The organism is Streptomyces thermoviolaceus (assembly GCF_045209695.1).
GTDB classification, from domain to species: domain Bacteria; phylum Actinomycetota; class Actinomycetes; order Streptomycetales; family Streptomycetaceae; genus Streptomyces; species Streptomyces thermoviolaceus.
Map to the genome: position 1 here is coordinate 2,802,282 of NZ_CP109280.1, position 12,354 is coordinate 2,814,635.

The following is a 12,354-nucleotide window of genomic DNA, read 5'->3' on the forward strand; positions in this document are numbered from 1 at the left end:
TGCCGCAGGGGCGCCGGGGCCGCGCGGGTCAGCCGTGCGAGTGCGGGCCGGGACAGCGTCGGGTGCGCCGCGGTGCGGTACCGGCGGGCCGTCGTCAGGTGTGCCGTCGCGCGGTACCGGCGGGCCGTCGTCAGGTGTGCCGTCGTGCGGTGTCGGCGGGCCGTCGTCGGGCGGCGCGCGAGACGTGCATGGCGTGGTCCCTCCCCCAGGAGCGGCCGCGCGGCGTGCGGCCGGCGCGCGAGGACGGCCGGCAGTGTTCATCCCCCCGCCGGGAGGTCATCTCGCGTGATGATCGCGTCGGAGCGTATCAGCGCCCTGCGACAGCGACCAGGTTTCGGCCGCCGCGGCCGAAACCCTTCGCACGGCGTGCGATCAGAGCGCGCAGTGATCCCGTGGCCTGCTAACTTCTACATAGTTGTAGAACTGACGGCGTGAGGGAGTCGGCATGGCCCTGTGGGATCGCATCAAGGACTCGGCGGCGCAGATGCAGAGCCAGCTGGTCGCGAAGAAGAACGAGCTGAAGAGCGGCGCGTTCCGGGACGCGAGCATGGCGATGTGCGCCCTGGTCGCCGCGGCCGACGGGCGGATCGACCCCGCGGAGCGGCAGCGGGTCGCCCAGCTGATCTTCACCAACGAGGTGCTGCAGAACTTCCCCGCCGCCGACCTTCAGCGTCGTTTCGAGGACAACCTGAACAAGCTCACGGCCGACTTCGACTTCGGCAAGGTGAGCGTGCTGCAGGAGGTCGCCAAGGCGAAGAAGAAGCCGGCCGAGGCCCGCGCCGTGATCCAGATCGGCATCGTCATCGGCGGCGCCGACGGCGACTTCGACGCCACCGAGCGCGCCGTGGTCCGGGACGCCTGCTTCGCACTGGGGCTGCCGCCGCACGAGTTCGACCTCTGAGCATCGGCCGGGCGGGCGAGCGGCTGGGCGGCCGGGGTGCGTGCCGGTCAGGTCAGGGCGCGTGCCGACCGCAGCCGGTCGGAGCGGGGCACGTGCCGTTCACAGCGGTGTCGCCGCGTGCAGCAGGCGCATCAGGGTGAGTGCCGAGTTCGCGGAGAACGTCGCCGAGAGCAGCACCCCGGTGGCCGCGGTCCACAGCGCCAGGCCCACGGCGGTGAACACCGGAGGCCAGGTCCGCACCGCGGGCGCGGGTCCCAGCAGGGCCGCGACCCGGCGCGGCAGCGGCCCCGGTGCCGCGAGCGCGGCCAGGGTCGGTGCGGGCGTGCCGCGCGAGGCGAGCGCGGCCCGGCCGATCGCGCGGGCCACCACCTTGCGGCTGCCGACGGCCTGGGCGGCCTCCTCGTCGGCCCACCGCTCCACGGTGTAGGCCACGGCGGTCCGCAGCGGCAGCAGGAAGGGGTTGGCACGGGCGGCGAGCCGCACCAGCAGCAGGTGACGGTGGTGCCGGGCGGCGAGGTGGCTGCGTTCGTGGGCGAACAGCGCCCGGCGCTCCCGTGCGGTCAGGCGGCCGAGCAGGGCGGTGGACACCACGATCCGGTCGCGGACGCCGCCGGGCAGCGCGTAGGCGTAGGGCTCGGCGTCCGGCAGCACCGCGACCTCGGTGGGCGGCAGGCCCTGCAGGGCCCGGTGGGCGCGGCGGCGGACCGCCCAGTGCTGCGCGACAACGTGGCCGCAGGCCACGACGACGGCCAGCAGGGCGGGGATCGCTGCCTTCCCGACGACCTTGTGGTGCGGCACGCTCTCGCGCACCTCGGGGTCGGACCAGCCGTCCGGCAGGGGGTTGCCGGGCAGTTGGGCGGTGCCCACCACCATCAGCAGGCCCAGGCAGACCGTGCTGCACAGCGCCATGACCGCGGCGAGCCCGGTCAACAGCACCGTGGCGGTACGGGGGTGCAGGCACCGCTCGGCCAGACGCGCGATCGGCCAGGTGGTCAGGGGCAGGACCAACGGAAGGAAGACGAAGATCCCCATGTGTGCTCAGTCCTCGTCGGCGGCCTGGTCCAGCAGTTCGCGCAGGAGCTGCTCGTCCCCCTCCGGCAGCGACGTGACAAAACTGGCCAGGACCGCCCGGCGGTCGCGCTGGCCGTCCAGGACCTTGCGCATCTTCAGGGCGGCGAGCCCGGCCTGGTCGGCGACGGGCATCCACACGAACGACCGTCCCTCGCGCCGGCGCGTCACCACGTTCTTGGCCAGCAGCCGGGTCAGCACCGTCATCACCGTGGTGTACGCGAGTTCCGCGGCCAGGTGCTTCTGCACCCATCCCGCGGTCACCGGGCCCTGCGCCTCGTGCAGCGCGGCGAGCACCTGCGTCTCCAGCGATCCGTGCGCCCGGCGCCGACGGTGCGGTTCTGCCGGAACTCGCTCCGTCATGCGCCGTCTCCCTTCGGTCCGCTTCGTGTGCCCGGGCGCCGGTGTCCGGCCGGCGCCGGTCACCGGAGCAGCGTCATCGTATAGAGGCCGGCCGGGGACGGCGCGGCCTCACCGGGACGGGCTAGTCGCGGGAGTTGCCGAACAGGATGCGGTAGGCGACCAGGAGCACCAGGGATCCGGCGATCGCCGCGCCCCAGGTGTACAGGTCGAAGAAGTGCTTCTCCACCGGCCGGTCCAGGAAGCGGGCGGAGAGCCAGCCGCCGATGAACGCGCCCGCGATGCCGATGAGGGTCGTGCCGATGAGGCCTCCCGGGTCGCGTCCGGGCAGCAGCATCTTCGCGATGCCGCCGGCGAGCAGGCCCAGGATGATCCAGCCGATGATGCCCACGGTGTCCTCCAGTCGGGTCGCGCTTGGCGACCGGTTCGGTTGCCTGTTTGCGCAAGCCTAGGGAGGACAGGGCCCGGCAGGCGAGGCCCGGTGAGCTGTGACGACCAGCTGTACATGGGCCGTTGAGGTTCTGACACATGCTTACGACATTGCGCAATCAGGGAACCGGATCTGACGGTTCGTCGTTGATCACGGCGGACGCGGGAAGCGGAAGCAGCTGCGGAGGACGTGCATGAGTGTGGCCCTGACCAAGGGCGGCAACGTGTCGCTGAGCAAGCAGGCACCCGGACTGACCGGAGTGACGGTCGGGCTGGGCTGGCAGGCGAACACCGGGTACGAGCTGGACGCCAGCGCCCTGCTCTGCGACGGGTCCGGCACGGTGCCGTCCGACGAGCACTTCGTCTTCTTCAACAACCTGACCAGTCCCGACGGCTCGGTCCGCCACTGCGGCAGCGGTGCCCCGGTCGACGGGGACGACCAGCGGATCGAGATCGACCTCCTCCGCGTCCCGGGCGACATCAACAAGATCGTTTTTCCGGTGTCCCTGTACGAGGCCGCGGCCCGCGGCCAGACCTTCGCCCAGGTGCACCGGGCGCACATCCGCGTCCTCGACCGGGAGGGCGGCGCCGAGCTGGCCCGCTACGACCTCGCCACCGGCAGCCTGGCCGAGGAGACCGCGCTGGTCTTCGGCGAGCTGTACCGGCACGGCGGCGAATGGAAGTTCCGAGCCGTCGGCCAGGGCTACGCCTCCGGGCTGGCGGGCATCGCCGAGGACTACGGCGTGGACGTCCTGAAGGAGACGGCCGCGCCCGAGCCCCCGGCCGCTACCGGTCCGACCCCACCGGCGGCCTCTGCCATGACCGCACCGGCCGCCGAGTCGGCGGCCGTGAGCCCGCCTCCGGCCCCCGCACAGCCCCCGGCCGCACCACCGCCGGCCCCCGCACAGCCCCCGGCCGCACCGCCGCCGGCCCCCGCACAGCCCGCAGCCGCGCCGCCGCCCATGGCACCCGAGACCGCAGCGGCCTTCTCCGCCCTACCGGACAGCTTCCCAGGGAGTGACCCCATGACCTGCTTCTTCGACCCTCAGCACGGCACCGGGACGGTGAGCGTGACCTGGTCCCCGCAGTGGGGCGTCCCGCGGCCGGTCCAGGCCTGCGGCGCCTGCGCGCAGCGGGTGCAGACCACGGTGCCGCCGTTCTACGCCCCGGCCCAGCAGGGCTACCCGCAGCCCGCGCCGCAGCCGTACCCCGGGCAGGGCTACCCGCAGCAGGGCGGCTACCCCCCGCAGTACGCGGAGCACGAGCAGCAGCAGGGCGGCGGCCGCCGGTTCGGGACCGGTGCGCTCATCGGCGCCGGCGCGGCCGGCCTCATCGGCGGCGCCCTGCTGAACGAGGCGTTCGACGACGACGAACCGGACGTCGTCATCAACAACTACTACGAGGACTGAGGTCCCGCCTCCGCCGCTCCTGCGCCCCCTACCGCGCGTCCGGGGCCGCAGGGGCGGCGGCCCTCCCGTCCCGCACGGCCCGCCTTCCCGCACCCCGCGCACCTCGCCGGTCACCAGGGCCCTGCGGCCCGCCTTTACCATGGGTGGGCGCATTGTGTGTCAACTGTGAAGAGGGCGGGGACGGGAGAGAGCTGTGACGGATGGCTCCGGTGGCTTCGAGGACCCGCCCGCCGAGGTGCTGGCCGAAGCGGCCGCCGCGTTCGGACTGCTCGCCTCGTCCGCCCGGCTGCACCTGATGTGGGCCCTGTCGCAGGGCGAGAGCGACGTCACCAACCTCGCCCACCGGGTGGGCGGCGCGCTGCCCGCGGTCAGCCAGCACCTGGCCAAGCTGAAGCTGGCCGGGCTGGTGCGGTCCCGGCGGGAGGGCCGCCGGCAGGTGTACTACATCGACGACCCCGACATCGTGACCCTCGTGCGTGTGATGGTCGGTCAGCTGACCGCACGGTCGCAGCAGAACTCCGTGCCGGTGCGGCGGCTGCGCGGGACCGGTGGCTGAGAGCACCGCGTCCGCGGGAGAACACCGCCGGGCACCCGGCACCGGGCCGGCGTCCCGAGGCGAGCGCACCCGTGCGGTGCACGAGCCGACCGTGCTGGAGGTCCTCCGGCAGCTGGACACCGGCCCGCGCGGCCTGACGGAGGAGGAGGCCTGGCGACGGCTGGCCCGGTGCGGCGCCAACGAGCTGCCGCTCGGCCGGCCGGCGAGCTGGCCGCGGCTGTTCGTGCGCAGCCTGCGCGACCCGTTCACCGCGGTCCTGCTCTGCCTCGGCCTGGTCTCGGCGGCCGTCCTCGCCTGGGGCACCGCCTGCGTGATCCTGCTGCTGGTCACGGTGAGCTGTGCGCTGCGCGCCACCGGCGAGCACCGGGCCGACCGGTCCACGGCCGCGCTGCGCCGGCTGATCGCCACCACCGCCACGGTGGTGCGCCGCGCGGACGCGGACGCCGCGCCGAACAGCCGGGAGCTGCCCGTGGAGGAGCTGGTCCCGGGCGACGTCGTTCGGCTCGGACCGGGCGACCTGGTCCCGGCGGACGTGCGGCTGCTGCGGGCGCACGGGCTGACGGTGCACCAGTCGGCGCTGACCGGCGAGTCGGCGCCGGTGCCCAAGAGCGCCGACGACCGCCCGGCCGAAGCCGCGGACGGCGGCTTCGACCAGCCCCACCGCTGCTTCCAGGGCAGCAGCGTCGTCTCCGGCAGCGCCACCGCCGTCGTCACCGCGACCGGCGCGCACACCCGGTTCGCCGCCGCGCACGCCCACACCGGCGCCCGGTGGGCCCCGAGCGCCTTCGACCGCTGCGTACAGGGCGTGTCCTGGATCCTGATCCGGTTCATGCTGCTCGTTCCGCCGGTGGTGCTGGTGTGCGACGCCCTGGTGCACGGGCGCGGCCTGAAGACGCTGCCGTTCGCCGTCGCCGTCGCGGTCGGGCTGACCCCGGAGATGCTGCCGGTCCTGGTCACCACCTGCCTGGCGCGCGGCGCGACCGTGCTGGCCCGCACCCACGGGGTGATCGCCAAGCGACTGCCCGCCCTGCACGACCTCGGCGCGGTCGACGTGCTGTGCGTGGACAAGACCGGCACCCTCACCCAGGACCGGCCCGTGGTCGACGGCTCCCTCGGCCCGGACGGCGACGACGACCCCCAGGTGCTGCGCTGGGCCGCCGTGAACGCCTGGTGGACCCTGCAGCTGGCCGATCTGCCCGCACCCGACGCCCTGGACGAGGCCGTCCTGGACCGGGCCGAGGAGGCCGAGATGCTGGCGTACGACGGGGTCGCGGCCGTGCCGTTCGACCCCGCCCGCCGGCTGTCGACGGCCGTGGTGCGCACCCCCGGCCGGCTCGGCACCCACACCCTCGTCGTCAAGGGCGATCCCGACGCCGTCCTGGAGCGCTGCGACCTGACCGACGGCGAACGCGAGCGGCTCGCCGCGCTCGCCGGACGGCAGGCGGGCCGGGGACTGCGCGTCCTGGCGGTCGCCACCGCCGAACGCCGGGCCGGCACCCGCCGCTACACCCCCGCCGACGAACGCGGGCTGACCTTCCGCGGCCTGGTCACCCTGCGGGACGCCCTGGCACCCACCGCCGCCCAGGCGCTGCGGGACCTCGCCGACCGGGCCGTGCGGGTGAAGGTGCTCACCGGGGACCACCCGAGCACGGCCCTGCGCGCCTGCCACGACCTGGGGCTCGCCGTGGGAGCGGACGACGTCGTCACCGCCGAGCGGCTCGACGCCGTCGGCGACGCCGAGCTGCCCGCACTGGCCGGCCGCACGACCGTCTTCGCCCGCTGCACGCCCGAGCACAAGACGCGCATCATCCGGGCGCTGCGGGCCGCCGGGCACACCGTCGGCTTCCTCGGTGACGGCGTCAACGACCTGCCGGCGCTGCGCGCCGCCGACGTCGGCATCGCCCCGCGCGGGGCCTCCGACGTGACCCGGGAGGGCGCCGACGTGGTGCTCGCCGACAAGGACCTCACCGCCGTCGCGCACGCGGTGGTGGCGGGCCGTCACGCCGGCGGCAACATCGCCACCTATCTGCGCATCACGCTCTCCTCCAACCTCGGCAACGTCGTCGCGATGCTGTGCGCCGGGCTGCTGGTGCCGTTCCTGCCGATGCTGCCGGCCCAGGTCCTCGCCCAGAACCTGTGCTTCGACGCGGCCCAGCTCGCCTTCGCCCACGACCGCCCGCCCTCCGTCGTGCTGCGGCGGCCCACGGTGCTGCGCCCCAGGGCCCTGCTGCGGTTCATCACCGGGTTCGGACTGCTCAACGCGGTCGCCGACCTGGCGACGTTCGCCGTGCTCGGGCTCGCCCTGCGCGGAGGAGGGACGGGGAACACGGAGGCGGTGTTCCACTCCGGCTGGTTCACCGAGAACCTGCTCACCCAGGCGCTGGTGATGCTGCTGCTGCGGGCGGGCGGCCGCGGCGCCCAGGACCGTCCTGCGGGCCGCGGGCGTCTCGGGCGGCCGGGGCCGGTGGCGTGGGCCGCGGCCGCGCTGGCCGTCATCGGCCTGGCGCTGCCGCCGTCGCCGTTCGGCCCCGCGCTGCATCTGACGGGCCTTCCGCCGCTGTACTACGGCCTGCTCACCGCGGTGCTGCTGCTGTACGCCGTCTGTCTGATGGTGGCCCGGCGCCGGTACGAGCGGCGGTACGCGTGAGATGCCCCACGGGCGCCGACGGCCGTGCGAGGCCGTCGCCGGGTGCGGAGGTGTCGTGCCCGCCCGTGAGTTTGTTAGATTGCGCAATCACGCAACCGAAGTACGGCGAGCGCAGGACGGGGAGGGAGCGCTTCGCCGGTCCACCGACCGCCGCGCATGTCCGGCCGCGCCCCGACGGCCACGTCCGGTGGGATCGACCGTTCAGGGGAGTGGGAGATGACCGAGCCGCGGGACGGCCGGGGCGGCCCGGCGACACGTCGGCACACCGCCCGGGTGCCCGGGCAGCGCACGGCCGGCACCGACGGCAGGCGCCCGCCGGCCGGCAGGGCGGCGTCCCGGGACCGGGACTCCCGCGCACCCGACGCCACCGCCCGCACGGCCGGCTCCCGCGGCCGGGGCGGCCCGCGCTCGCGGCGCCGGGCCCGGACGGCGGGCCGCGGCCGGCGCGTGCTGAAGATCGCCGCGATCTGCCTGTCCGCGCTGATCGTGGTCACCGCGGGCGTGGGCTGGTGGTTCTACGACCACCTCAACGGCAACATCAACAGCGTCGCGCTCGACGGCAGAGGCGGGTCCGAGACGGCGGACGAGTTCGGCCGCACCCCGATCAACATCCTGGTCATGGGCTCGGACGGCCGCACCAGCGCCGCCGACTGCGAACTCGGCGGCGGCTGCTCCAAGACCGGCATACAGAAGGGCAGCAACGCGGACGTGGAGATGGTGGTGCACATAGCCGCCGACCGCTCCAACGCCACCATCATGAGCATCCCCCGGGACACCATGACCGACATCCCGGCCTGCACCGACAAGGAGACGGGCCGGTCGACCCCCGGCTACTACGGGCAGATCAACAGCGCCCTGCAGTACGGCCCCGCCTGCCAGGTGGCCACCGTCCACCAGCTCACCGGCATCCCCATCGACCACTTCATCAAGCTGGACTTCTCCGGCGTGGTGCAGATGTCCGACGCGGTCGGCGGCGTCTCCGTGTGCGTCAGCGACGACGTCTACGACACCTACTCGCACCTGAAGCTGTCCAAGGGCGAACACACCCTCAAGGGCGAGGCGGCGCTGCAGTTCGTCCGCTCCCGGCACGGCTTCGGCGACGGCAGCGACCTGGGCCGCACGGTCTCCCAGCACATCTTCCTCAGCGCGGTGATGCGCAAGTTCAAGAGCGCGGGCACCCTCACCGACCCGTCCAAGGTGTACGCGCTGGCCGACGCCGCCACCAAGGCGCTGACCGTGGACGAGGGCCTGGGCAGCGTGAAGAAGCTGGTGTCGCTGGCGGCCCAGGTGAACAAGGTGCCCACCCGGCGCATGACCTTCACCACGATGCAGACGACCCCCGACCCGAACAACAAGGAGCGCGTGGTGGTGGGCCCCGGCGCCAAGGAGCTGTTCGCCACCATCGCGCACGACCAGTCCCTGACCACGGGGTCCGGCAAGAAGTCCGCGGCGGCCTCCGCGACCGCCACGCCCACCGCGACCGTGCCGCCGTCGCAGATCGCGGTGACCGTGCAGAACGGCACCGGCGTCACCGGCCGCGCCGCCACCGTCGCGAACGCGCTGACCCGGCAGGGCTTCGCCTCCGGCGGCGCCACGGGCAACGCCCCCAGCCCGGCGTCGTCGACCACCCTGACCTACGGGCCGGGTCAGATGGCCGAGGCGCAGACCGTCGCCGAGGCGCTCGGGCTGCCGTCCTCGCATCTGCAGCAGGGCAGCACCGCCGGACTGGTCCTGGTGATCGGCAGCGACTGGACCGACGGCACGAGCTATCCGGACGACGGCGGCCAGGACGACGGCACCGCCCCCGCGCCCGCCGACACCGAGGCCGCGGTCGCCGACGCCCATGCGCAGACCGCCGACCAGGACAAGACCTGTGCGGAGGTCAGCACGTACAAGACGGTGTCGCTGAACGGGGTGGCCATGACGCCGTCCCAGGCGTACGCGGCGGCCCGTGACGTGCCCGACTCGGACGAGTGAGCGGGTCCGGGCCCTCACGGCCGACCCGGTGGCTGTACAGTTGCGCAAGTCCGCAAACGTCAGGAAGGGGTGGACGGGATGCTGCGCAACGGGCTGGAACCCTGGCATCTGCTGATCGTGGCGATCGTGCTCGTCGTGCTCTTCGGTTCCAAGAAGCTGCCGGACGCCGCCCGCAGCCTGGGCCGGTCGATGCGCATCCTCAAGAGCGAGGCCAAGGCGATGAAGGACGACGGCGCCGCCTCCGCCGAGCCCGCCCCCCGCGCGGTGGCGCCGGCCCCGGGCGAGACCGCGAGCTGACGGAGGAACGGCCGCCACCTGCCCTGTGAACGGCCGTCAGCGGCCGATGCGCACGACGGGGCGGGCGGGGCACAGCCCGTGCGCCCCGCCGGCGGAAGGCGGACGGGAGCGGCGAGGGTCCCGGGCCGAACCCCGGCCCCGCGCGGGCCCTACCGCAGTCCCTCGAAGATCAGCTCGTACTCGTCGTCGCGCGGGTCCCGCGGGGCGCTGCCGCGCACGGAGGCGGCCGTGCGGGGAGCCTTCACCTGACCCGTCGATCCGCCGACGGCCAGCACGGTGGACACGGCCAGACCGCCCAGCAGGAACGACACCGGCATCCTCGGGCGCATGCCGCCGCTCGCGCGTTGTTCCTGCTCCCCGCTGTGCGAGCGGCGCCTGCGCACCAGGCGGACGACGAGACCGGACAGCTGCCACAGGGCGAGCAACGCGCCCACGAGCGGCAGCAGCAGGAACAGGATCTGCAGGCCGGAAGTGACCGCCGCCGGCACCGAGCTGTCGTCGGCGGTGGCCTCGTCGGCCAGGGACACCGCGGTGTGCCAGGCGGTGGTGGCGAGTTCCGGCATCCGGCTGAGCACGAGACCGAGCTGGAACGCCAGCGCCGGCAGGACGGTGAGCACCCACACCGTGACCACCAGCTGCGGCCAGCGTTTGAGGGCGTCGAGCCGCTGGTGGTCGGGCCGGCGCAGGAAGGCCCGTTTGAGGATGGGGCCGATGTACTTGAACAGGTCGGGGATGCCGACCAGGTCGGCGACGATGTAGTACCCGTCGAACCGCAGGGTGGGCAGCAGCTGCTGCACGATCTCCATGTTGGTGGCCAGGACGGCGACCAGGAGCACGGGCGAGCCGGTCCGCAGATACACCAGCACCAGGCCGATGACGAACAGGCCGTTGAAGTAGACGCCGCCGAGGTCGGTACGGATGCGGCCGGCACGGCCCAGCCGGTAGGAGTTGGTGACGTCGGTGTAGAAGGCGGGCCACACCAGGTAGATGCCGCAGCCCATGTGGCCGGGCGCCACACCGCCGTAGCGGCAGGCGGCGGCGTGGCCCATTTCGTGGAAGGCGGAGGAGGCGAGCGTCAGCAGCGCCACGATCAGCACGCCGGTGGGATCGGCCATCACCCGGGTCATCGCCTGGCCCGGGCTCTCCATGGCGAACACCCACAGCTCGGCGATGAGGAAGCCGGTGAGGCACAGGACCAGGGCGACGGGGCGGTACAGCCAGGAGAACAGGCCGCTGAGGAACCAGGTGGCGCGCTCGGAGAGCACGGTGGCCCGGAAGCGCAGTCCCAGGAAGGGGTTGGCCTTGGCGATCGCGGGCGGGGAGCCGTCGCTGTAGGTGGTGATGCCCAGCGGGGCGAGTTTCTGGTCCAGCAGGAAGACCACGTGCTCGGCGGCGAACTCGCGGCCGGTCCTGCTGCTGAGGTCTTCGGCGGTGCGGGCCAGCACGGCGTCGGGCCCGCGGCCCGCGGCCCGGGCGGACTGCCTCTTCAGGGCCAGGACGGCCTGGTAGAGCAGGGGCGGGAGCTGGATGACCTGGCCGTCGAAGCGCTGGACGAGCTGGGGAGGCGTGCGGTACCCGGAACCCTCGAACTCACCGACCGGCTCGGTCCCTTCGGTGAGGCGGGGCACCGCCGCGGCAGTGCTGGGCAGGTGGTCCGGGCCCGGTGCGGAATGTCGCGTACACATGGAGATTTCCCAAGGTCGGGGAGCCGGCCGCGCCAGGCGCTGCCGTCGCCTGCGCACCGCTGACCCGGACGGAACCGGCGGACGGCGACGCGACGGCACCACCTGGGCGAGCGAAGCCTGTTCACCGGTTCAACGACGGGGTCTCCCCAGCGGGCACGCACCACCTGGGTGCGGAGGACGCCTGGCAGGGCCAGGCTCAGTGCGTGACGACGGTCGCGGGCACGCAGGTCATGCTGCTGCTGGGGCTCGAGCCCAGTCCGAGTGCGCCGAGCAGTCCCGGGGTGCCCTGGGATTCGGTGGCCTGGCACGCGTAGGCGACGGTGGTCCCTCCCGACTCGCCCCCACCGCCGTTGCCCTGAGCGGGGAAGACGTAGGTGCGGCTGTTGTCCACGTGGACGTCGATGATGGACAGCAGCATTCTCTCCGGCAGCAGCTCACCGGTCAGTTCACCCAGCTCGCTGTAACTGACGGCAGACATAGGGTTCCTCTCTCACGCCACGGCCGTGCGTGCCCGAAGGTGGGGTGCGAAGACCTGGACAGCACCTGGGCGCCGGAAGGCAGGCCGAAGCGAGCCGTCCGGCGCCCAGGTCGGCACCATTAGGAAACGGCGGTCGTCGCCGGGGTGCAGGTGACGCTGTTGACCGGGTTGTTCGAACCCAGGCCCAGCGCACCGATGAGGCCCGGGGTGCCCTGGTTGAAGGTGCTCTGGCAGGCCGAGCTCGTCACGACGCTGTGGTGGTCGCCGCCACCCAGCGCGAGAGCCGAGCTGCTCGAGCTGGCGCCACCGTCGTGGCCGGCGCCGCCCCAGTTGTTGAACGGAACCACGGTGGACAGCACGGAGCGCTCGGGCAGCACTTCGCCCGACAGGTTGCCGAGCTCCTCCAGGCTGACAGCAGACATGAATGTTTCCTCTCGGATGGTTTCCACGAGGCAGCTCTTCCCGCCTCGCAGGGGAATGTTTAGCACGAAGGAAATGCGAAATCCCAATCCCCACGTCAGCGGCCCGACGGATTCACACCACCGAA

At 73.3% G+C, this 12,354-nt stretch carries 12 protein-coding genes; 6 read left to right on the forward strand and 6 right to left on the reverse strand.

Features of this window, described 5'->3' with window-relative positions:
• The first annotated feature begins 445 nt into the window (after nt 1–445).
• Nucleotides 446–901, forward strand: coding sequence for a tellurite resistance TerB family protein (locus OG899_RS12245; RefSeq protein WP_125499289.1), 456 nt, complete (start codon nt 446–448; stop codon nt 899–901).
• A 99-nt stretch (nt 902–1,000) separates the two neighbouring features.
• Here OG899_RS12245 and OG899_RS12250 read toward each other — a convergent pair whose 3' ends face one another.
• The 3 genes from OG899_RS12250 to OG899_RS12260 form a co-directional block, all read right to left on the reverse strand.
• On the reverse strand, nt 1,001–1,933 hold the full coding sequence (locus tag OG899_RS12250; RefSeq protein WP_406311027.1) for a M56 family metallopeptidase: 933 nt from the start codon (nt 1,931–1,933) through the stop codon (nt 1,001–1,003).
• A 6-nt stretch (nt 1,934–1,939) separates the two neighbouring features.
• Nucleotides 1,940–2,332: a BlaI/MecI/CopY family transcriptional regulator gene (locus tag OG899_RS12255; RefSeq protein WP_125499287.1), complete on the reverse strand. Its 393-nt coding sequence runs from the start codon at nt 2,330–2,332 to the stop codon at nt 1,940–1,942.
• A gap of 121 nt (nt 2,333–2,453) precedes the next feature.
• Entirely contained in the window at nt 2,454–2,720 is a 267-nt protein-coding gene (locus OG899_RS12260) for a GlsB/YeaQ/YmgE family stress response membrane protein (protein ID WP_125499286.1), read from the reverse strand.
• Between the two features lie 232 nt (nt 2,721–2,952).
• Between OG899_RS12260 and OG899_RS12265 the strand changes: the two genes are divergently transcribed.
• From OG899_RS12265 to tatA, 5 genes are all read left to right on the forward strand, one after another.
• Nucleotides 2,953–4,167: a TerD family protein gene (locus tag OG899_RS12265; RefSeq protein WP_168131920.1), complete on the forward strand. Its 1,215-nt coding sequence runs from the start codon at nt 2,953–2,955 to the stop codon at nt 4,165–4,167.
• Between the two features lie 193 nt (nt 4,168–4,360).
• Nucleotides 4,361–4,723 carry a metalloregulator ArsR/SmtB family transcription factor gene (locus tag OG899_RS12270; protein WP_125499284.1) on the forward strand — a complete coding sequence of 121 codons (363 nt, stop codon included), beginning with the start codon at nt 4,361–4,363 and terminating at the stop codon, nt 4,721–4,723.
• Entirely contained in the window at nt 4,716–7,370 is a 2,655-nt protein-coding gene (gene mgtA, locus OG899_RS12275; protein WP_406311028.1) for a magnesium-translocating P-type ATPase, read from the forward strand. The genes OG899_RS12270 and mgtA overlap by 8 nt, the downstream gene beginning before the upstream one ends.
• A 216-nt stretch (nt 7,371–7,586) precedes the next feature.
• Nucleotides 7,587–9,347 carry an LCP family protein gene (locus tag OG899_RS12280; RefSeq protein ID WP_406311029.1) on the forward strand — a complete coding sequence of 587 codons (1,761 nt, stop codon included), beginning with the start codon at nt 7,587–7,589 and terminating at the stop codon, nt 9,345–9,347.
• 78 nt (nt 9,348–9,425) lie between these two features.
• Nucleotides 9,426–9,644, forward strand: a complete 219-nt coding sequence (gene tatA, locus OG899_RS12285; RefSeq protein ID WP_125499282.1) for a Sec-independent protein translocase subunit TatA — start codon at nt 9,426–9,428, stop codon at nt 9,642–9,644.
• Nucleotides 9,645–9,793: 149 nt separating this feature from the next.
• On the opposite strand, the gene OG899_RS12290 is transcribed toward tatA, so the two are convergent.
• From OG899_RS12290 to OG899_RS12300, 3 genes are all read right to left on the reverse strand, one after another.
• A complete protein-coding gene (locus OG899_RS12290) occupies nt 9,794–11,329 on the reverse strand; it encodes a hypothetical protein (protein WP_406311030.1) in 1,536 nt (511 codons plus the stop codon).
• Between the two features lie 196 nt (nt 11,330–11,525).
• Nucleotides 11,526–11,807: a hypothetical protein gene (locus tag OG899_RS12295; protein WP_125499280.1), complete on the reverse strand. Its 282-nt coding sequence runs from the start codon at nt 11,805–11,807 to the stop codon at nt 11,526–11,528.
• Between the two features lie 119 nt (nt 11,808–11,926).
• Nucleotides 11,927–12,229: a hypothetical protein gene (locus OG899_RS12300; protein ID WP_125499279.1), complete on the reverse strand. Its 303-nt coding sequence runs from the start codon at nt 12,227–12,229 to the stop codon at nt 11,927–11,929.
• Between the last annotated feature and the right edge of the window lie 125 nt (nt 12,230–12,354).

Bases quoted from the DNA above. Each gene is read 5' to 3' on its own strand.
- OG899_RS12300 (WP_125499279.1), bottom strand. From the start codon at position 12,229: ATGTCTGCTGTCAGCCTGGAGGAGCTCGGCAACCTGTCGGGCGAAGTG.
- OG899_RS12255 (WP_125499287.1), bottom strand. From the start codon at position 2,332: ATGACGGAGCGAGTTCCGGCAGAACCGCACCGTCGGCGCCGGGCGCAC.
- OG899_RS12280 (WP_406311029.1), top strand. From the start codon at position 7,587: ATGACCGAGCCGCGGGACGGCCGGGGCGGCCCGGCGACACGTCGGCAC.
- OG899_RS12295 (WP_125499280.1), bottom strand. From the start codon at position 11,807: ATGTCTGCCGTCAGTTACAGCGAGCTGGGTGAACTGACCGGTGAGCTG.
- OG899_RS12265 (WP_168131920.1), top strand. From the start codon at position 2,953: ATGAGTGTGGCCCTGACCAAGGGCGGCAACGTGTCGCTGAGCAAGCAG.
- OG899_RS12245 (WP_125499289.1), top strand. From the start codon at position 446: ATGGCCCTGTGGGATCGCATCAAGGACTCGGCGGCGCAGATGCAGAGC.
- tatA (WP_125499282.1), top strand. From the start codon at position 9,426: ATGCTGCGCAACGGGCTGGAACCCTGGCATCTGCTGATCGTGGCGATC.
- OG899_RS12290 (WP_406311030.1), bottom strand. From the start codon at position 11,329: ATGTGTACGCGACATTCCGCACCGGGCCCGGACCACCTGCCCAGCACT.
- OG899_RS12250 (WP_406311027.1), bottom strand. From the start codon at position 1,933: ATGGGGATCTTCGTCTTCCTTCCGTTGGTCCTGCCCCTGACCACCTGG.